A 20,862-nucleotide genomic window follows, 5' to 3' on the forward strand; every position below is an offset into this window, starting at 1 on the left:
CAGAGGACCCTGCGAAGACTTGTTGTAATTATATATAGTTCTGTCATGTGATGGTGGTGGCAGATTAACCACTTGTTTGCTTGAATTGGTTATAATGGCGGCATCATTCCAGTTCACATGGTTTCGCGTGCATCCAAAAAATTTTATCGCCACAACAATAGTATATATATAATGAAATTATTATCAGCCAACATATTAAAACAGCCCGCTATAAAGATTTTTGTTTTTGGGAGAAATGGATGATTATTATGGAATGGCTTTGTAATAAACACGTTATTATCAACTAAATATGTGTGGCATCCGTTAAAAATTTTACTTTTGGAAGCCAATTGTTTAACCGGATAAAACTTTGATTAGAGTAGCTGCTTTTATTTTCATTTTGCCGGTAATTATAGCCGTATCCCTAACATGTAACGCTCAAACACAAACTGGGCCACAAGCCACCTGTAATGGTAGCCTGGGCGATCCGGTGATCAATCAGGACTTTGGTTCCGGCTCAAACCCCGGCCCTCCACTTGCGGCAGGGGTTACCAATTTAATTTATGTTAATAATAGTTGCCCATCTGATGGGCAATATACCATTGCCAATAGTTTAACGGGTACCGACAATTGCCACCCCACCACATGGCATAATGTAACATCAGATCATACAGGTAATCCTAATGGATACATGATGATTGTTAACGCATCAGTTGCCCCCAATGTATTTTTTACTCAAAGCGCGCCAACGCTTTGTCCCGGCACTACCTATCAATTCTCGGCCTATATATTAAATTTGATAACACTGCAAACCAGTGGGCCCCGTGTAAGCGAGCCTAATATCACATTCTCAGTAGAAACGGCCAGTGGTCAGGTATTGGCTATAGATTCAAGCGGCACCATCCCTCCAACAACCGATCCTACATGGGTGCAAAAGACCCTTTTTTTCACCACTCCAGACTCAGTGTCATCAGTAATTGTTAAAATGACCAATAACGCACCCGGTGGCAATGGAAATGACCTTATTTTGGATGATATTACTTTCAGAGCGTGCGGGCCGGTAATTGAAACCGGTTTTGGGTCAATCTCAGGATCGCCTACACAATCATTATGCCAGGGGCAAAGCGCTAATTATACACTTCAGGCGCAGGTTGATAATAGTAGTAATACAACGCCTTCCTACCAATGGCAATCTTACCATACCAACGGGGGATGGGTTGATACTGTAGGGCAAACAAGCAATACGCTTAATGTTCAGTTTGTAAATGCCATACCGGGTACTTATCAGTACCGCCTGGGTGTAACCAATGGCACCAGTACTTTAGCAAGTTGCCGTGTATACTCGCAGCCATTAACGGTTAACGTATCGCCAAACCCGGTAGTACAGGGAGTAAACCCGGTTATGCAACAATGTGTAGGCGATACCGTGGTGCTTAATGCAACAGGCGGGTCGAGTTATCAATGGTCCGGCCCAAATTTGCCTGCTACTACTAACAACCCGGTAACAATAAATGGCATCAGCGCGGCTGATGCCGGGCAATATACGGTGGTTGCCTATAATCAATACGATTGCTCCTCAACCACATCCACACAAATTAATGTAAATCCCGTACCTGTGGCAACTGCAACAGGCGCGACTACCATTTGTGCTGGTGACAGCACCAGCTTAACCGCGTCGGGCGGTGCATTTTATTTATGGACACCCGGTAAAACCTTATCTGATTCAACTATATCAAACCCGGTTGCTTTTCCAACAGATACTACAACTTATACAGTTAAGGTAAGTAATGCCAGCGGCTGTTTTTCCACCAAGACAGTAACGGTTAACACATTAAAAAAGGCAATTGCTAACGCAGGTACCAACAAAGTTATTTTTGAAGGCCAAACGGTAAGGCTTACCGCGAGTGAAAAATATGGCAACGTGTTTTATTGGACGCCTATTACCGGTTTAAGTGATCCAAATGTGCTTAATCCTTTCGCAAGTCCGACTGATGATATAACCTATACGCTACATGTTAACTCAACAACTAATTGCGGCACAGATAGCAGCAATGTTTTTGTTAGGGTTTATAAAAAAATCACCATTCCCAATACATTTTCGCCCAATGGCGATGGACGAAATGATTATTGGGACATTGACGCGCTGATCACCTACCCGGAAAGCCTGATGCTGGTGTTTGACAGATATGGGCAGCAAGTATTTCGCAGCGTTGGCTACGCCAACCCATGGGATGGAAAATATAATGGCCAACCGGTACCGGTTGGCACATATTATTATGTTTTGGATCTAAAAAATAACACACCCAAAATATCGGGGTGGGTGCTGGTAGTCAGGTAGTGATTAATTACCGGCCGAAAATATAGTTTACGCCTACTGTAAATAATGTTTCGTTTATTGAGAATTGAGTGTTATTATTCAAACTCGTTTTAGGATTATAGTCCGCATATATTTATTTCGCCCCAAACAAGTAGTTAATGCCAACTTTAAAGGATGCTGTGTTTAATGAATACCCCTCATTGTCATTAATATTGGTTGAAGGATTATAGCCTAAATAAATATCGAGTTTACTACCTATTACATAGCCGATTTTACTGGTTAAATTAACAACAAATGGTTTAAAATCAGGGAATGTATCATCACTGGTTTGTGAATATCCTCCTGATAATGTGTAACGGGTAGCGTAAGATTTATTGGCATAAGTAGCATAATTTAATTGGAACCCAATTGCAACGTAAACTTTAGATGCATTGGTGTTATAAAAATTATACAATAATTGAGGATTAAAGAAACCCTGGTATTGAGTATATTTAAAGGTTGTGTAAGTTGTTGAATTTGCAAGTTGCCCGCTAAATGCATAGTTAGCTTTATTTCCCGTTGCTCCTATCTCGAGCCGAACCAAAAGATCACCCACGTTTTTATTTACAAGAATATCGGTGCCAAATGTTATTTGAGGAAACGCTGATGATGATTTTAAACTAGATGTGCCATTGGGTGGTGTAAATCTTGACATAGCATCATTTAATGCTATTCCAGCGAAGAAGCGTGTTGCTGAACCTGTAGTGGATTGTACCGTTTCATAATTAGTTGCACCGTTTATTTCATATACAATCTTCCTTATATCTTTTCCGCTATAATTGGCTGAGGGGATATCTTTAATTAATTTATCATCCTGCGGCTGATACTGGGCCGCTAATTGCTGCAATTGCCTGGTATAAGTTTTTTGGGTGACAATTCTTGATGTTTCCTGAGGGTCAAGGTATAAATGTTGTATAAGTTCTGTTGCGACAGCATTATTTTCAGCTACAAAAAACCTACGTTTTATACCATCATTATAAGTAAGCAGGGTTATGTTTTTTCCGCTGGTTACCGTTTTTAAAAAAACGGTGTCAGTTGTTGTAGTTGTATCAACACCAATTGTGAGGTTTGATACTTGCACTTTATCCTGGCTTATAGGTAAAATGTATCTTCTGTAATATTCAAATCCATTTGCGCCAAAGGCGCTGCAATTATTAATAGAATACGATGTTTGGTTTGCACCCGCGTCGGTTTTAAAATTAACTCCTCGAGGATTTTGAATCCATTCTTTGTAGTCGATATATCCTTTTAGGGTATCGCCTTTTAAGGTTACTACATAGCCGGGTTTGTAGTTGTTTTGAGCGGAGGAAAATAATGGGGTTAAAAAAATCAGGGTAACAAATAAGTATAGATATTTCATTCAATAAGGTTTAATCAGTTGTAAATATATGAAATTAATTCAGACTAATAATAAACTGCATATAAATATGATATGATCCGGTAATTGGAGGTAATTTTAAAAATGCATCATGAACATCATTTAAAAAGCTCCGATACTATCCGCGATATTGTAATCGGCATGTCTGACGGGTTAACCGTGCCATTCGCCTTGGCGGCAGGTTTAAGCGGCGCGGTAAATTCATCGCACATTGTAGTAACAGCAGGTATAGCTGAGATTGTTGCCGGCTCAATTGCGATGGGGCTTGGGGGCTTTTTGGCAGGCCGTACAGAAGCCGATCATTATGCTGCTGAGTTAAAACGCGAATATGATGAGGTTGAGCGTGTACCTGAGGAAGAAAAAAGAGAAGTGATGGAAGTTTTCGCTGATTTTGGGTTATCGGTTGCCTTGCAACAGCAGGTAGCTGATGAAATGGCAAAAGATAAACACAAGTGGGTTGATTTCATGATGCGCTACGAATTAGGCCTTGAAGAACCACTAGCTAACCGCGCTACGCAAAGCGCAATAACAATCGGCGCATCCTATGTTGTTGGGGGTATTATTCCGCTTTCTCCCTATTTTTTTACCCCGAGTTCGCAGATGGCGTTGTATTACTCATGCGGGGTAACGATGATATGCCTGTTTATTTTTGGATACTTTAAAAGTAAAGTTACAGGTCAGCCTGCGTTTAGTGGTGCGTTAAAAGTGTTATTTATAGGTGCACTTGCGGCAGCGGCGGCATTTATTATGGCTAAGTTAATTAATGGTGGGTTTTAATTAAAAGGCTATAAACTTATCAGTCTGCTCGTTTACAAACTTAACGGTGTCTTCTTTAAACAAATTGTCGTTTTCGTCAAATTCTGTTTTTATATTGGCTATATGAAGTTTTAGCGGTAATACGTGCAGGTTAAAATAGTGGCAAACGCCTGTAAAATGGTCAACGCCGCGTATGTTACCATATTTGCCTGATGAGATGCCAACCAAAGCTGCCTTTTTCTCATAAAAGCTTTCAGGGAAATCGCAGGCATCAACAAACACTTTCAAAACACCCGGATAGCTGCCATTATATTCAGGGATAATGAACAGGAATTTATCCGATGGGTTTATCGCCGCATCTAATATCCGTTTAAAAGCTTCGCTTCTTTTTCCGTACAAATCGGTGGCTATAAATGTGTCGGGCAATTCGGTTAACGATAATATGTTAGCCTCCTGGCCTTTTTGCAATAGTATTTGCTGGTAATACTTAGCCACTTTAAAGGTGTTGCTGCCCGGCCTGTTGGTTGATGAGATTATACTGATCATCTTTTTATTTGCAATGCTATTAAGCGGGTTTTAAACTTTTTATACTTGAAATTGTGTGTAAGTGAGCCAAAAATGTGAGTAAAATTATAGCTTAAACGCCATAACCGGCATCATACAAATGCAGGCAATTATTAACTTTGTATATTAGCACCGTTTAACTTCACGAAGGTAGAAATTTATGTTTCTGTTTTTCGTTATGAATAAACCCCAAAATAAATTTTAATATACAATGTGTAAAATTATTGCTTTAGCCAACCAAAAGGGCGGCGTAGGAAAAACTACATCATCCATAAACCTGGCCGCAAGTTTAGCCGTATTAGAATACAGAACATTGCTTGTTGATGCTGACCCGCAGGCCAACTCCACATCGGGTATTGGCTTTGATCCGCGCAATATAAAAAACAGCATTTATGAGTGTATCATTAATGATATTGATCCGCATGATGCTATCCAAAAAACAGATACCCCAAATCTTGACCTGTTGCCTGCCCATATTGACCTGGTGGGTGCCGAGATAGAGATGATAAACCTGGAGAACCGCGAGTTTAAAATGAAGCATGTGCTTAACAGCCTGCGCGATGAGTATGATTTTATTATTATTGATTGCTCGCCATCGTTAGGTTTAATTACCATAAACGCGTTAAGTGCTGCCGATTCGGTAATTATACCGGTGCAATGTGAATATTTCGCGTTGGAAGGTTTGGGTAAATTGTTAAACACTATAAAAATTGTTCAAACCCGTTTAAATACCGAACTTAAAATTGAAGGTATTTTGTTAACGATGTATGATGTACGCCTTCGCCTGAGTAACCAGGTGGTTGAAGAAGTGCGCACTCATTTTGAGGATATGGTGTTTGATACTATTATACAACGTAATACACGTTTAAGTGAGGCGCCAAGCTTTGGTGTATCGGTAATTATGCACGATGCCACTTGTAAAGGCGCTATAAATTATTTGAATCTGGCCCGCGAAATTGTACAGAAAAACGGTTTAATTGCAAACCCGGCCGCGGAAACCACAGTAACAGCTTAATAAATGAGCACAGAAAAAAGAAATGCCCTTGGTAAAGGGTTAAGCGCGCTGCTTAATGATTCTGCAAGTGTAAATCCTGATAAAAATAGTTCCTCTGGGGTCGCTTTGTCGCCCGAGGTTAACAGCATGGGTTCTGTTAACGAAATTAAGATAGCCGAAATTGAGGTTAATCCATTTCAGCCACGTACTGATTTTGACGAGCAGGCATTACAGGAGCTATCCGACTCTATAAAACTACAAGGGCTTATACAGCCTATTACCGTTAGGCGTGTTAATGCGCATAGCTACCAGCTTATATCGGGCGAACGCCGTTTACGTGCCTCAAAACTGGCAGGTTTAACGCAGATCCCGGCTTATGTACGTACCGCCAACGATCAGCAAATGCTGGAAATGGCGCTTATTGAAAACATACAGCGTGAAAACCTGAATGCTATTGAAGTTGCTCTCAGCTTTCAGCGAATGATTGATGAATGCAGCCTGAAACAAGAAGAACTAGGTGATCGCGTGAGCAAAAACCGTTCAACGGTTACCAATTATTTGCGCCTGCTTAAATTGCCACCAGCTATACAGGCGTCTATTCGTGATGGGCAATTAACTATGGGCCATGCACGCGCATTGATCACCGTTGATGACCCTGCTAAACAATTATTTATTCATCAGCATATTATAAAGGAAGGTTTATCCGTTCGTAAGGTTGAAGAGCTGGTGCGCGAGATGCAACGGGTGCCTGTAAAAAAAGAAGGCAAACAACCCGAGCCCATTCCTTATCACATGCAAAAGATAGAGGACGACCTGGCTTCGAAATTTAGTACAAGGGTTAAACTTAAAGTTAACGGCAAAGGAAATGGCAGTATTGAAATACCATTTTTATCAGAGGATGACCTTGGCCGTATCCTTGAAATGTTGGATTGGTAAAAAATGTATAAATTCCTGCTTGTATTTTTATTGGTTGGTGGTTTTGCTTTAGCAGCCAGGGCACAAAGCCCTGATTTAAACAACAAACAAACCAAAAGGGATAGTATTAATTTACGTCGTGATTCTGTTACGTCTAAACCTTTTGCGCCCAAAATAAAGCACGACGAAAAAAAATATCATCCGGATAGTTTACACAGCCCGAAAAAAGCGGTAATACGATCAATGATAATACCGGGATGGGGGCAGGTTTATAATCACCGTTGGTGGAAAGTGCCTTTAATTTATACAGCATTAGGTTTATTGGGCGATGCTTATGTATTTAACGAAGGCTATTACCAGGAATTTTTAGCCTTATCTAAATATAGGGAACATGGTACCTCACCTGCGCCGGGTAGTAAATATTATAACGATTATATTTTATACCAGGGCCAGCAAGATCAAACCATATACGATGCTAATGATGCCTATCGCCGAGACCGAGATTTGAGCATAATGGGTTTTGTGGCTTTTTGGGGTATCCAAATGGTTGATGCTTATATTGATGCCAAATTTCAGCATTCATATACCATGGACACCGATTTTAGTTATAAAATTGAACCAACAATTATGAACCAACAACCCATGTTTGCCCAAAGTTTAGGTAGCCAAATGATTCCGGGGTTAAAACTTACACTGTCTTTCTGATAATACCTCAATAAGTAATACGTTAATAAGGAAGTGCAGTTATTGCACAGACCTTATCATATGTATAAACACCTTATTATTTTTTCCTTACTTACTTCCACTCTACTATCAGCTAAAGCTCAAAATCAAGATTCGAGACTTAAAGAAACATCCAAAGACGATGTTAACTTACATGAGGACTCGGTTACATCAAAACCATTTGCGCCTAAAGTAAAACAAGATCATAAAAAGTATCATCCCGATAGTTTGCACAGCCCGCGCAAAGCGGTTATCCGCTCTTTGATACTTCCGGGTTTGGGGCAGGTTTATAATCATCAGTGGTGGAAAGTTCCTATAATTTATACAGCATTAGGATTGTTAGCTGATGCTATTGTATATAATCAGCACTATTATAAAGAGTTTTTAGCTTTGTCAATTGACGTTGCTCACTATAAGATGCCAAAGCCCGGCGATAAATATTATAGTGATTACATGTTATTCGGGCGTGAGCAGCCCCAAACAATATATAATATTAAGGATGCTTTTCGTCGCGACCGGGATTTGAGCATAATGGGCTTTGCAGCTTTTTGGGGAGTGCAAATGGTTGATGCCTATATTGATGCTAAGTTTAAGCACTCATATACTATGGATACTGATTTTTCTTACAATGTTGATCCCACTATCATCAATCAATCACCTATGTATGCTCAAAGTTCAAATAGCCCAATAATTCCCGGGATAAAACTTACCTTTACCCTCAGATAAATAAATTGGTTCATCACCACTAAAAACAATTATACCGATGAAGATCGCATTGTTAGGCTATGGTAAAATGGGTAAAATCATTGCAAAAATAGCTACCGACCGTAAACACGAAATTGTATTAAAAATTGATCATGATAACCTGCATGAGCTAACTGCCGAAAACTTACAAAAGGCGGATGTTGCTATTGAATTCACCATGCCCGGTTCTGTATTAGGTAACATTGCTAAATGCTTTGAAGCAGGTACGCCGGTGGTTGTGGGTACAACAGGCTGGTATGATGAGTTGGAAAATATAAAACAGCAATGCGAAGAAAATAACAGTACGCTGTTATATGCCACCAACTTTAGTGTAGGGGTAAATATCTTCTTCAAAATAAACAAAATGCTGGCCAAATTAATGAATAACTACCCGTATTATGATGTCCAGGTAGAAGAGATCCATCATACACAAAAACTGGATTCGCCAAGCGGAACAGCCATAACCATCGCCGAAGGCATAATTGAAAATATTGATGCTAAAAAAGGTTGGTTAAATGTTTTAACTACCGATGATAATAATACCGAAGACAATATTAATCAAAACGAATTGCTGATCGAATCGTTACGTATTGATAGCGTACCGGGAACCCATACTGTAATTTATGATTCGGAAGTGGATTCGATAGAGTTTAAACACACAGCGCATAACCGTAATGGGTTTGCATTAGGCGCCGTGTTAGCCGCAGAATGGTTGCAGGATAAAAAAGGCTTCCACTCGGTACAGGACATGTTTGACTTTGGTATTTAATAATTAATTTGTCGCCGCGATAACTGATAAGGAAAAGATGAACTGGAAATTTTGGAGCAAGAAAAGTAGGACACCCGGGAAGAAGAAAAAAAGCGGCACACGTGAGTGGACCGAAGCCATCATATTCGCGGTTATCGCAGCCACACTTATCCGTACTTTTTTTATCGAGGCCTATACCATACCTACTCCATCAATGGAGCGGTCGTTACTGGTTGGTGATTTTTTATTTGTAAGCAAGCTTAATTACGGCGCACGTACGCCGATGACGCCGATAGCGTTTCCGTTCGCGCACCATACCATGCCACTACTAGGCACTAAAGCTTATTGGGATGGATGGGAATTAGGTTACCATCGTTTACCAGGCTTTAGCGAGGTTAAAAAGGGCGATGTAGTGGTGTTTAACTATCCAATGGATGCTGATTCACCACTATACAGGCCAGTTGATAAACAGGAAAACTATATAAAACGCTGCCAGGGTACTGCAGGCGATACCTTAAGTGTTGTTGAAGGCCAGGTTATCGTAAATGGCAAAAAAGCTCCAAACCCGCCTGGCGAACAAACCGAATACAGTTATACTACAACAGGCGAAGAGGTAAATCCTGAAATAATGGATGAACTCCATATATCTTATTATGACCCGGGAAGGCCAACTGTACCTACTATGACCGCTGAATCAGCACATGAGTTAAGTACTTACTCTAATGTTAAAAACCTGATGCCGGTAATCAGTATCAAAGATGAGGCCGATATATACAATCCGGTATTCCCGTTGAAATATCCAATAGATGTTAAATTGCATAACAGGTTACCGAGATATGGGTGGAATGTGGATAATTTCGGCCCAATCATCATCCCCAAAAAAGGATGGACAGTTAAGCTGGATAGTATGAATTTCCCATTATACGAGCGTTGTATCGAGGTTTATGAGCATAATAAAGTTGAGGTAAAAGGCGACGATATATACATCAACGGACAAAAAACTAACAACTATACCTTTAAAATGAATTATTACTGGATGATGGGCGATAACCGCCATGATTCAGAAGATTCACGCTACTGGGGTTTTGTGCCAGAGGACCACATTGTTGGCAAGGCCATATTTATTTGGATGAGCTGGGATGATAACGCAAGTTTCATGCATAAAATAAGATGGGGCAGGCTGTTCAATATTATACACTAATATTTGTCGGCAGCATTGATGAATTGGAGATTCTGGAAAAGAAAAAGATCAAAACCCAAAAAGAAGAAAAGCGCAGTACGCGAATGGACTAACGCTATCCTTTTCGCGGTAATAGCGGCTATACTTATACGCGGCCTTTTTATCGAAGCTTTTGTAATACCCAGCGGATCTATGGAAGGGACGCTTTTGGTTGGCGACTTTCTTTTTGTAAGCAAAGTGAATTATGGTGCCCGGATGCCAATCACACCCATATCTTTTCCATTCTCGCAGCACACTATGCCGTTCTCAGGCACTAAGTCTTATTGGGATGGCATACAACTACCATACTTCCGTTTACCGGGCCTTAGCGAAGTTAAAAAGGGCGATGTAGTGGTTTTTAATTATCCTATGGATATTGATTCGCCATTTTATCGCCCCATTGATAAACAAGAGAATTATATTAAACGCTGCCAGGGCACTGCGGGAGATACGTTAAGTATCAGGGATGCTCAAGTCTACATTAATGGTAAACCCGAGGCCATTCCTCAATACAGTCAGCCATCGTTTTTAGTGCATACGGATAGCACTGGTATAAGTCAGCAATTAATAAATCAATTAAACATCACGTTTAGTCAGCAGCTTAGCACACACGATTTTGAGTTGCTGATGACTCGCCAGGCGGCCGCCAAGTTAAAAGCAACAACACATATAACTTCAGTACAAGAATACAACCAGCTTAATGGCGTTTATGACCCGGATATATTTCCACGTGATCCCCGTTTGCGTTGGAACGTTGATAATTATGGGCCTGTTATCATCCCGAAAAAGGGCTGGACAGTAAAACTGAATAGCCTAAACCTACCTATTTACCGCAGGGCTATACAGGTTTACGAAAACAATAAATTATTGGTATTAGGTAACGATATTTTAATCAATGGAAAGAAAACCGATACCTATACTTTCAAAATGAATTACTACTGGATGATGGGCGATAACCGCCATAACTCCGAGGATTCCCGTTTTTGGGGATTTGTACCCGAAGATCATATTGTTGGCAAAGCCGTTTTTACCTGGCTAAGTGTGGATAGCGGCGCCAATTTCTTAAACAGGATCAGGTGGAGTAGGGTATTGAGGCCTATTGATTAATTTTTTTGTAATTGACAGATTTGATGTATCTTAATAGCACAAATCACAATTTCAAAGATGACCTCAGTAGCTGTTCCAGCCAAAAAGCGTATTGAATCTATTGATATAATACGCGGTATAGTGATGGTGGTAATGGCGCTCGACCATTGCCGGGATTTTTTAACCCATCTTAATTACGATCCGACCGATCTTTCGAAGGCATCAAGCATTTTATTTTTAACCCGGTTTGTAACGCATTACTGCGCCGCAACTTTTGTGTTTTTAGCAGGTACAAGCGCTTTTCTATCTATCAGCCGGGGCAAAACCAAAAACGAGGCTGCTAAATTCTTACTGAGCCGTGGTTTATGGCTTGTATTTTTAGAGTTGACCATTGTTCGGTTTGGCTGGGTTATGAATCTGGATTATCACTTTATATTCCTGCAGGTAATCTGGGCAATAGGTATCAGCATGATTGTATTAGCCGCTTTGATATATTTGCCTTTATCTGCAATAGCCGCAATCGGTTTTATATTGGTTTTTGGGCATGATTTGTTTGATAATCTTTCAACTGCGACTTTTAGTGTTGCCGCAAAAGATATTTGGGACATTTTACACGTAGGGGGCATAGTTAGCTTCAGCAATGTTAACGTGCTTTTCTTTTACCCGTTGATCCCTTGGATCGGTGTAATGGCGCTTGGTTATTGCTTCGGCACCCTGTTTAAAATAGATGAAGCCAAACGCAGAAAGCTGTTGATCACATTTGGTATTGGTGCTATAGTTATGTTTATAGCCATCAGGTCATTTAATTTTTATGGCGACCCGAGCAACTGGACAAACCAATATAGTTGGTACCGCGATGTTCTTTCATTTATTGATGTAAGCAAATACCCGCCCTCGCTCGACTATCTATTAATAACGCTCGGTCCGGTTATGCTGATGTTGGCCGCACTGGAAAATGTACACAGTCGTGTTACTTCCATATTTTTAGTATATGGTCGCGTTCCTTTGTTTTACTATATTCTGCACCTTTACCTGGCGCGTTTATTATGCTTTTTAACTTTTGTTATAATGGGTAAAAAACATGGTTACAGCTTCCCATTAGGTACGGTGTACATTGTTTGGCTGTTGGTAGTGCTTATCCTATATTTCCCGTGCCGCTGGTTTATGAAGTATAAGCAAACTCACAAACAATGGTGGCTGAGCTATTTGTAGCGCTGTTATTTACAGTATTTAGCAAGCAGATCATCGGCTCTATTGCTGCCTATGTTGCGGATGAATGTCCAGTCGTGGCAGGCACCTTCGCTATCACCCTGGTTTAGCTTTTCCTGGCCTTGTTCTAATACATCATCGATGAATTTGTCATCATAACCCAATTGCTTTTTTAGGCTGATAATGGCAGCTTCATGCGTAGTATCTGACTTACCCAAGTATTTAGATTTGTAGTAATTGGTTACGGCGTCCTCCAGATTCTGCTGGCTTTTATAGTTGGCGATGGCCAGATTCATATCATTATTGCTGATACCGCAAACGATTTGATCTGCCTCAAATCGAACCGGCAGCACAATATTCAAAGGCTGGTAATTAATTGGAATAACCCATTTGCCCGAAGTCAATTTAACAACCCGCAAGGCTTCATCATCCAGATCGATGCCTAAGCCTTGTATTACTTTTGGGTTGATAACTTTACCATTCTCATCTACCACAAACCCAACTTTTATAGTGCCCGAGATACAATTTTGCTTAGCGTATTCAGGGTAAACTATTTTTTGCGATAGGAAATTATCTAATGCTTGTTGCCCACCCTTAAAAGTAGGTTGTTGAGCATAGCCCGCAAAGGCGACTGTCATCAACATTAATATAATCAACATCTTGCGCATGCCATTATAACATTGATTAAACATAATTTGTGTTACACATTTATAGCAGGCGGAAATTGCAGTAATAAAGCCGGATCAGGAATGTTTTGCAGATATTTTGCTTTATCAGCGTTACGGCAAGCACCGGGATAATCACCAACCTTGCCTTCCATATCCAGCATTAATTGAAAATGTAAGTGCGGCGGCCAGCCGCCGTTAACTTCCGCTGTGCCAAAATTGGCTATATGATCACCATCTTGTATTGATTTGCCTACACTTAAACTGGTAAGGCATTCCCTATTTAAATGGCCATAAAGGCTGTAAAATATTAATTCGCCAAGTTGATGTTTGAGGATGATAGTTGGCCCGTAATCCCCAAAATGTGCATTATCCTGAAAGCTGTGTATTTCGCCATCTAAAGACGCATAAACAGGCGTACCCGCATCGGCCCAAATATCAATACCTAAATGTAGTTGGCGTTGCTCACCGCTGATTTCAAATTGCTCACGGTTATCGTAAATGGTGCGCAGCTCCATATAGCCCCCAATACCATAACGGCAATGATTATCAGCAAGCTTTTGATCAACCCAATGGCTGAATTTGGCTACATCATTAACCACCTCAAAACTAAGTTCAGTGTTGTTTTTTGTCAGGTCGAATTGATATAGGCGATCTACAGCCTCATCAAAATCAATCACCTTACTAATACTTTGCGGGTGTGATTTTAACGCGACTGCTAAACGAGCGGATGCATCCATAAACAGGAACTATTCTTCCTCTTTCTGGCGTTCCTCTTTACTTATTTTGTCGAAGATCTTATCCATGCGGTCAACATATTCGCTGGTATCATCAATAAAAAACTCTAGTTGAGGGATAACACGCACCTGATCCTTTATTCTCGAACCCAGCTTATAACGTATCTCTGATGCATGCTGTTTAATGGTTTGGAGCGCCAGTTGATTGTTGTTATTGCTAAAAAAGCTCAGAAAAACACGGGCAATAGCTAAATCGGGGGTTACACGTACTTTGGTAATGGTAACCATGGTGTTAGGGAGGTAACTACTACTTTCGCGCTGTAAGATAGCGGCAAGATCTTCTTGTATAACTCCGGCGAATTTTTGCTGACGTTTTGATTCCATGTTGTTATCAGGTTAGTTTATGTTGAAAGTAAAGAGTTTAAAGTTAAAAGTAACTCCACAATTCACTATTAATTATTTATGTTGAAGGGACGAATAAGGTAAAAGTAAGCAACTTTGAACTTTAAACCTTTTACTTTTAACTTATTACAAATCGCCCTTTATATCATCCAGATTCTTAATACTCAGTCTCGAACTGATCCACGATGCCATCACCGCTATAAAGCCTACTGTTAACAACACCAGGCCAAAATCCTTCACCCTTAGCTCTATCGGGTAAGCATCAATAACCGACATGCTGGCCCCCATTTTTATAAAACCATATTTCTGCTGTAACAAGCAAAATATCAAGCCTACTACCATCCCGGCTATGCAACCAATACCCGATATCATCATCCCCTCGAAAAAGAAAATACCCTGTACCAGCTTTTTGCCTGCCCCCAGGCTGCTTAGTATGGCTATGTCCTTACGCTTATCTATCACCAGCATAGTTAACGAGCCGATGATGTTAAATATAGCGATGATGAGTACAAAAACCAATATCATAAATATAAACCACCGTTCGTAGTTTAAAGTTTTATATAATTCGGTATTTTGCTGGATACGGTTTTTTACCGCGTATTTACCACCTGCCTGGTCTATAATCTCCCGCTGAAAGCCATCAACATTAGTTCCTTTTACACAATTGATCTCTATCGATGATACATTCACTGGCTCGTTGAGCAGTTCACGTGCGAAGTCGATAGGTGTTACCGCTATATCATCAAAATCCTGCTGTATACTGAATACCCCCGATGGCGATATATTGCGCACTATAAACTCATTCAGCGGGTCGGCACTGCTCATGGCAGTGCGGTTGGGCGCGTAAATGCGCAGCGGTGTAGGATCGCTTAAGTTAACCGACAAGCTGCCTGCCACCGTACCACCAATAACCGCGTAATTAATACTATCGCTTCGCAGGGTGAATGAACCATCCTGTATGGTACTGTCTAATTGCTTGTTCTTCAGGAAATCAGCCGATACACCTTTAATGTTACCTATAAACGACTTGTTATTATACATGATCAGCGCCTTTTCCTGCAGCACATCTGTGTACGAGAATACCCTCGGGTCCTTATGCAATTGCATAAAGTAGGTAGTATTTGGGTCGAATGTTTTGCCGAAGCGGGGCTCTATCTTCAGTTCAGGGGTGAAGTTGCTGTACAGGCCCAATATTACCTTCTCGAAGCCATTGAAAACCGACAATATAATCACTAGTGCGGCGCTGCCCACAAACACCCCAAGCATGCTGATGCCCGAAATAATGTTGATGGCATGCATTTTCTTACGCGAAAAAAGGTACCGCTTAGCTATGTAGACCGATGTATTCAAACCTGGTGATTAATGGCCTAAGTTAAAAAAAGGGATTGGTATCTTTCTCGTAACCTATAGTAGTTTCCGGGCCATGACCAGGATATACCGTGCAATCATCCGACAGGGTGAACAGTTTTTCTTCAATATTCTTCAACAGCTGAGCATGATTACCGCCCGGCAAGTCACTACGCCCCACGCTGCCGCGGAACAGCACATCGCCGCCTACCAAAACATTATCCTTACGGTTATAAAAGCACAACGAAGCGGGAGAATGCCCCGGCGCAAAGATCAGTTCCAGCTCAGTATTACCGAAGCTAACTGTGCCTGTCTCCGGCAAATAAATCTCAGGTTGCGGTGATACCTCATAGCGGAAACCCATGCTTGGCGCATAGGCAGGTACTGCATCCAGTATATCCTGCTCGCCAATGTTGAACTGCGGCTTCAGGCCATACTGGTCGAACACGAATTTGTTGCCCAGCACGTGGTCAATATGGCAATGCGTGTTGAGCAGCAATACCGGTTTAAGCTTGTTATCGCGGATGAAGTTAACCACCGCGTTCTGCTCTGCCGCGGTGTACATGCCCGGGTCGATGATGGCGCACTCGAGGCTGTCATCATACAAAACGATGGTGTTTTCCTGGTATGGGTTATTGGGGAATACTTTAAGCATGCACAAAAGTACAAAATTAAGCCTTTAGGCAGGAGGGTGATAAATCACTCGATTTTGCGCTGTACTGTACCACGGAACATGTGAAACAGTTGGTACATTTGGTACACTTTTAGGGTTAAAAACGCTCGAAAAGTACTTAAATAGGCGGTTTTCAGATGTGAAAATGAGGCAAAAAACACCAAAATAAGGCCTAAAATGGGCAAAAAATGGGTTAAAATGGACTATTTTTGATGCTTTTTTGAGTAAAAATGAGTGGTTTTGGATGGAAAAATGAGGATTTTGGAGTGAAAAATGAAGTGTCTCAGGAACTATTTTATTATATGTAAATGTGTAAGCTTAATTGTTATAAATTAGAGAAATTTAAACCTAATCCAACAATGAATCTCAGACAGCAAATTATAGTAGATCATATTGAAAAAACTGCAAGTAAGTTAAATACTTCAAATGATAAAGGTTTCCAAATATTTGGACATAGTATCTTTACTGATAATAGTATTCACTCATTTAATCCTAACGACGATGTAGATGGTGGACAAGATAAACAAATAGATTCTATCACAATTGAAGAGAGTTCTGATGAGGCTACGATTTACATTACTCAAGTAAAAAATGAAGATAGTTTTTCGTCAAATCGAATAATTCATATTAGAAATGGCTTACAATGGTTATTTGAAAAGCCTATTAATGATGTTAATACTATTACTAATATTAAGTTTAAAGATAAAATTAAAGATTATCGAGCAACACAATCGAACTTAGGTCCTTCGAATATTAATATTAAAGTGGCATACATTACAAATGGTTTAAGCAGTGAGCTTTCCGATGAATGTATACAAGAAATAAAGACCATTACAGATACTTATGACAATGAAACTTTTTCAAGTTTTACATTTGATATAATAGGTTCCGCTGAATTAGTCGACATAATTAACGCTCAAGAAAAGAAGAACAAGAAAATAAATTGTGAAATAAAAATTCTTTATGATACTAATAATCCATCATTGATTAAATACCACAGTCAAGGATTAAAAGGGATTATTTGTTCGGCTACCGCGTTTGAAATAGCTACAGTTGTTAACAATGACAAAAATGGATTTGTATTCGATTTAAACATAAGAAAATATTTAGGAAAACTCGGAGGAGTAAATAAGGACATTTTAAACACGTGTACCAATAGTAATTTAAGTAATCTATTTTGGTTTTTAAACAATGGGGTAACAATTGTTTGCGATAAAGTTGATCCCGTTACAGATCCAGACGATGCGAAAGTAAAAATAGAGAACATGCAAATTGTTAATGGTTGTCAAACAGCGACAAGTTTAGCAAATGCATTGAGAGAAGGTCATCTCCAACCAGATACTAAATTGCTGTTAAGAATTTATGAAACTAACGATCTCGAATTGGTAGATAAAATTGTATTAACTACTAATAATCAAAACAAAATAACGGGTCGAAATTTAAGGGCAAATGATAAAACTCAATTCGACCTGGAAAAGGGATTTTTATTATATGGTTATTCGCTTGAGAGAAAACCAAGACAATATGAAAGCACAATAATAACGAAAGATAATATAGTACCTAATGAAGAATTAGCTGTAGCATATTTAGGCATTGTTTTGCGCAAACCATCTGATGCAAGAAGCAGAAAATACAAAGTATGGGATGAGTTTTATTCCAAAATATTTTCAGGCGTGGATACGGTGGAACCGTATTTATTATCTGTACTTATTTTTAGAAAAACAAGTGAGTATATTCAAGCTTCTTTTGCAAGTTCGACGGATGATACAATTAGATATTTAGCAAAAAATGCTTCATTTCACATCGCTCGGATTGTAGCTTTTTTATTTAAAAATGGAGATAATTGGAGCAATGCATCCTATATGAAGTCTTATATAACTTCTTTAATTGCTACCCCTTTAATCTTAGACTCAAATATTACTCAAGCAATGGCAATATTAAATGCGATAATTTCGAGTAATTCAAAGTTTAAGATTGATCTTAATAATGCTCTAAAGGCTGCTGAATTAGATACTGAAATAAATAAAGAACTAAATTTAAATCACAAACGTGCTTAGTTTATAATGACGGTAAACACGTAGTTTTAGAGGTAGAAAACTAAATCACAAATGAAAGAAGGCCAACGGCTGTGGACTGAAGAAGAATCAATTTTAGCCATTAATCTGTACTGTAAAATTCCTTTCGGCCAAATGCACTCCCGCAATGCTGATGTTATCGCTTTGGCTCAGTTAATTGATAGGTCGCCAAGTTCCATTGCCCGTAAACTGGGTAACTTCGCCAGTTTCGATCCGAAACTCAGGGCGCGTGGTGTAAAAGGTTTGGAAAATGCCAGTAAACTGGATAAACACATTTGGAACGAATACATGCAAAATTGGGATGAGCAATTCATCGAAAGTGAAAAACTATTAGCCAAAAAGAAGCATACCACCATTGAGCAACTAAACCATATCGACCTCGATAATTTAAAAGACATACAAGGCAAGGAGCGGGAACGCTTAGTAACGGTTAGGGTTAATCAATCACTGTTCCGTAAAATAGTGCTTACCAATTTTAACAATCAATGCTGCATCACCGGCATTAAACAAACAGAATTACTGGTAGCCAGCCATATTTTACCCTGGAGTAAACACCATGCAGATCGCCTGAACCCTAAAAACGGATTAGCCTTAAACTACCTGCACGACAAAGCATTTGACTGCGGCCTACTCACCATAACCGAAGATTTGAAAATAAAGGTAGCATCCTCGTTTCTCAAAAATCGGGATATACTCAGCATCAAACAAAACTTCATCGATTACGACGGAAAATCACTTATCGAACCACAAAAATTCTTTCCCGATACCGAATTTCTAAAAATTCACAACCAAAGTTTTAAAGGCTAAAATTCACTTATATCCGATTGCCAATAAAAGGCAAATGATATAGCTTGGCGCATGCCAAATATCAAATTCAATTATCTCTACCGCGACAGCGCTAACTATAAAAATTTCAGTTCAGTAATATTTGGGAATCCGAATGGCATCAGCCTCGATGCACTACTAAAACTTATCCAAGCAAAGCTAATTGATGAAACTTGGTTCTACGTACACCAATGGCATTTACCCGACCTACACTTCGGTACATGGAACAATGAATTTGATCATACTTGGCATGAATTTGAAAGCATCGAATACACGAGCGAGGCGCCAAGCACAGAAATAACGTTAATGGAATTTATTAACCTTGTACAAGTACATTAAACATCCAGTCATCTCGACTGCAGGGAGAGATCTTCTACACCAGGACTATAGAATTTTGCAGATCGAAGAAGATTTCTCCTCGTACCTCGTTCTAAATGACAATAAAAAAGCAGAGGCGTGCAAAAGAGTTATTTCATAACACACCCGCATTCACTAACAATTTCATAAATTAGCCTATAACTAAACCGCTTTATAAAGTTGAAAAAGGAAATCATATTAGAATTATTCAGCAAGTTTGAACAGGCTTGCTACACGTATAACGGCATTGAATGCTGGAGTGCACGCCAATTGCAGGAAATATTAGGTTATACCAAATGGGTGAATTTTTTAAATGTCATTGATAAAGCTAAAAAGGCATGTGAAAACGCCGGTTCAAGTATTTCAGATCATTTTGCCGATGTCGGTAAAATGATCACGATAGCAAAGGGGGCACAGCGAGAGGTTGAAGATATTGCTTTAACTCGATATGCCTGTTATCTTATCGCGCAAAATGGCGATCCATCCAAACCCGCCATTGCTTTCGCCCAAACCTATTTTGCTGTACAAACCCGTAAACAGGAAATTATTGAGCAACGCCTGATTGATGTTGAGCGTGTTTCTGCACGTGAAAAGCTAACAAAATCAGAAAAGAAGCTGTCGGGTATTTTATATGAACGCGGTGTAGATGCTCAAGGATTTGCGCTTATTCGTTCTAAAGGCGACCAAGCATTATTTGGTGGGTTTAGCACTAATGATATGAAGAAAAAGTTGGGTATACCAGCTACAAAACCATTAGCTGATTTTTTACCTACCTTAACCATTAAAGCAAAAGACTTTGCTAATGAATTAACAAGCCATAATGTTATTGAAAAAGACCTGAATAATAATAACCAAATTTCAAGAGAGCATGTCGACAATAACAAAGCCGTAAGAGACATTCTATTACAAAGAGGTGTAAAGCCCGAAGCACTGCCTCCTGCCGAAGACGTAAAAAAGTTAGAGCGTCGTTTAGAAAGTGACGAGAAAAAAGCGTCAAAAGGATCAAAGAAGTAATAAAGCTCAAAAGAAGAAGCACGTAAACGCTTAACAAAAACACTATCCGTCCTGTCATCTCGGCCGCAGGGAGAGATCTTCTACACCAAAACTATC

General features: G+C 39.7%; 21 protein-coding genes. 14 read left to right on the forward strand and 7 right to left on the reverse strand.

Annotated features, from left to right (window positions below):
* Nucleotides 1-349: 349 nt before the first annotated feature.
* Complete coding sequence (locus GSQ74_RS04205) at nt 350-2,317, forward strand: gliding motility-associated C-terminal domain-containing protein (protein ID WP_158990387.1); 1,968 nt, start codon at nt 350-352, stop codon at nt 2,315-2,317.
* 112 nt (nt 2,318-2,429) lie between these two features.
* Here GSQ74_RS04205 and GSQ74_RS04210 read toward each other — a convergent pair whose 3' ends face one another.
* Nucleotides 2,430-3,695: a hypothetical protein gene (locus GSQ74_RS04210; RefSeq protein WP_158990389.1), complete on the reverse strand. Its 1,266-nt coding sequence runs from the start codon at nt 3,693-3,695 to the stop codon at nt 2,430-2,432.
* A 102-nt stretch (nt 3,696-3,797) separates the two neighbouring features.
* Here GSQ74_RS04210 and GSQ74_RS04215 point away from each other — a divergent pair, with 102 nt between their 5' ends.
* Nucleotides 3,798-4,490 (forward strand): VIT1/CCC1 transporter family protein, encoded by a 693-nt coding sequence (locus GSQ74_RS04215; protein ID WP_158990391.1) that lies wholly within the window; start codon nt 3,798-3,800, stop codon nt 4,488-4,490.
* Here GSQ74_RS04215 and GSQ74_RS04220 read toward each other — a convergent pair whose 3' ends face one another.
* Complete coding sequence (locus GSQ74_RS04220; protein WP_158990393.1) at nt 4,491-5,015, reverse strand: NADPH-dependent FMN reductase; 525 nt, start codon at nt 5,013-5,015, stop codon at nt 4,491-4,493.
* Between the two features lie 229 nt (nt 5,016-5,244).
* Between GSQ74_RS04220 and GSQ74_RS04225 the strand changes: the two genes are divergently transcribed.
* From GSQ74_RS04225 to GSQ74_RS04260, 8 genes are read left to right on the forward strand one after another with little or no spacing between them, the layout of a single operon-like run.
* Entirely contained in the window at nt 5,245-6,048 is an 804-nt protein-coding gene (locus GSQ74_RS04225; protein ID WP_158990395.1) for a ParA family protein, read from the forward strand.
* Nucleotides 6,049-6,051: 3 nt separating this feature from the next.
* Nucleotides 6,052-6,963 (forward strand): ParB/RepB/Spo0J family partition protein, encoded by a 912-nt coding sequence (locus GSQ74_RS04230; protein ID WP_158990397.1) that lies wholly within the window; start codon nt 6,052-6,054, stop codon nt 6,961-6,963.
* A 3-nt stretch (nt 6,964-6,966) separates the two neighbouring features.
* Nucleotides 6,967-7,647: a DUF5683 domain-containing protein gene (locus GSQ74_RS04235; RefSeq protein WP_158990399.1), complete on the forward strand. Its 681-nt coding sequence runs from the start codon at nt 6,967-6,969 to the stop codon at nt 7,645-7,647.
* Between the two features lie 60 nt (nt 7,648-7,707).
* Nucleotides 7,708-8,391 (forward strand): DUF5683 domain-containing protein, encoded by a 684-nt coding sequence (locus GSQ74_RS04240; protein WP_158990401.1) that lies wholly within the window; start codon nt 7,708-7,710, stop codon nt 8,389-8,391.
* Nucleotides 8,392-8,428: 37 nt separating this feature from the next.
* Nucleotides 8,429-9,178 carry a 4-hydroxy-tetrahydrodipicolinate reductase gene (gene dapB / locus GSQ74_RS04245; RefSeq protein WP_158990404.1) on the forward strand — a complete coding sequence of 250 codons (750 nt, stop codon included), beginning with the start codon at nt 8,429-8,431 and terminating at the stop codon, nt 9,176-9,178.
* A 37-nt stretch (nt 9,179-9,215) separates the two neighbouring features.
* Nucleotides 9,216-10,358, forward strand: coding sequence for a signal peptidase I (lepB, locus tag GSQ74_RS04250; protein WP_158990406.1), 1,143 nt, complete (start codon nt 9,216-9,218; stop codon nt 10,356-10,358).
* Nucleotides 10,359-10,376: 18 nt separating this feature from the next.
* A complete protein-coding gene (lepB, locus tag GSQ74_RS04255) occupies nt 10,377-11,483 on the forward strand; it encodes a signal peptidase I (RefSeq protein ID WP_158990408.1) in 1,107 nt (368 codons plus the stop codon).
* Between the two features lie 57 nt (nt 11,484-11,540).
* The gene (locus GSQ74_RS04260; RefSeq protein WP_158990410.1) at nt 11,541-12,674 is read left to right on the forward strand and encodes a DUF1624 domain-containing protein; all 1,134 of its coding nucleotides are present in this window, start codon (nt 11,541-11,543) and stop codon (nt 12,672-12,674) included.
* Between the two features lie 5 nt (nt 12,675-12,679).
* Here GSQ74_RS04260 and GSQ74_RS04265 read toward each other — a convergent pair whose 3' ends face one another.
* The 5 genes from GSQ74_RS04265 to GSQ74_RS04285 form a co-directional block, all read right to left on the reverse strand.
* The gene (locus GSQ74_RS04265) at nt 12,680-13,363 is read right to left on the reverse strand and encodes an energy transducer TonB (protein WP_158990412.1); all 684 of its coding nucleotides are present in this window, start codon (nt 13,361-13,363) and stop codon (nt 12,680-12,682) included.
* An 8-nt stretch (nt 13,364-13,371) separates the two neighbouring features.
* Nucleotides 13,372-14,076 carry a peptidoglycan DD-metalloendopeptidase family protein gene (locus tag GSQ74_RS04270; RefSeq protein WP_158990414.1) on the reverse strand — a complete coding sequence of 235 codons (705 nt, stop codon included), beginning with the start codon at nt 14,074-14,076 and terminating at the stop codon, nt 13,372-13,374.
* A 9-nt stretch (nt 14,077-14,085) separates the two neighbouring features.
* Nucleotides 14,086-14,457: a 30S ribosome-binding factor RbfA gene (rbfA, locus tag GSQ74_RS04275; protein ID WP_158990416.1), complete on the reverse strand. Its 372-nt coding sequence runs from the start codon at nt 14,455-14,457 to the stop codon at nt 14,086-14,088.
* A 144-nt stretch (nt 14,458-14,601) separates the two neighbouring features.
* Nucleotides 14,602-15,825, reverse strand: a complete 1,224-nt coding sequence (locus GSQ74_RS04280) for an FtsX-like permease family protein (RefSeq protein ID WP_158990418.1) — start codon at nt 15,823-15,825, stop codon at nt 14,602-14,604.
* A 22-nt stretch (nt 15,826-15,847) separates the two neighbouring features.
* The gene (locus GSQ74_RS04285; RefSeq protein ID WP_371724288.1) at nt 15,848-16,477 is read right to left on the reverse strand and encodes an MBL fold metallo-hydrolase; all 630 of its coding nucleotides are present in this window, start codon (nt 16,475-16,477) and stop codon (nt 15,848-15,850) included.
* Between the two features lie 377 nt (nt 16,478-16,854).
* On the opposite strand from GSQ74_RS04285, the gene GSQ74_RS04290 reads away from it, so the two are divergent.
* From GSQ74_RS04290 to dinD, 4 genes are all read left to right on the forward strand, one after another.
* Nucleotides 16,855-18,552 (forward strand): AIPR family protein, encoded by a 1,698-nt coding sequence (locus GSQ74_RS04290; RefSeq protein WP_158990422.1) that lies wholly within the window; start codon nt 16,855-16,857, stop codon nt 18,550-18,552.
* Nucleotides 18,553-18,603: 51 nt separating this feature from the next.
* Nucleotides 18,604-19,377: an HNH endonuclease gene (locus GSQ74_RS04295; protein ID WP_158990424.1), complete on the forward strand. Its 774-nt coding sequence runs from the start codon at nt 18,604-18,606 to the stop codon at nt 19,375-19,377.
* 51 nt (nt 19,378-19,428) lie between these two features.
* Nucleotides 19,429-19,734 (forward strand): hypothetical protein, encoded by a 306-nt coding sequence (locus GSQ74_RS04300; RefSeq protein WP_158990426.1) that lies wholly within the window; start codon nt 19,429-19,431, stop codon nt 19,732-19,734.
* Nucleotides 19,735-19,932: 198 nt separating this feature from the next.
* A complete protein-coding gene (gene dinD, locus GSQ74_RS04305) occupies nt 19,933-20,766 on the forward strand; it encodes a DNA damage-inducible protein D (RefSeq protein WP_158990428.1) in 834 nt (277 codons plus the stop codon).
* Nucleotides 20,767-20,862 lie beyond the last annotated feature (96 nt).

The sequence above is a fragment of the Mucilaginibacter sp. L196 genome, assembly GCF_009765905.1.
Lineage (GTDB): Bacteria > Bacteroidota > Bacteroidia > Sphingobacteriales > Sphingobacteriaceae > Mucilaginibacter.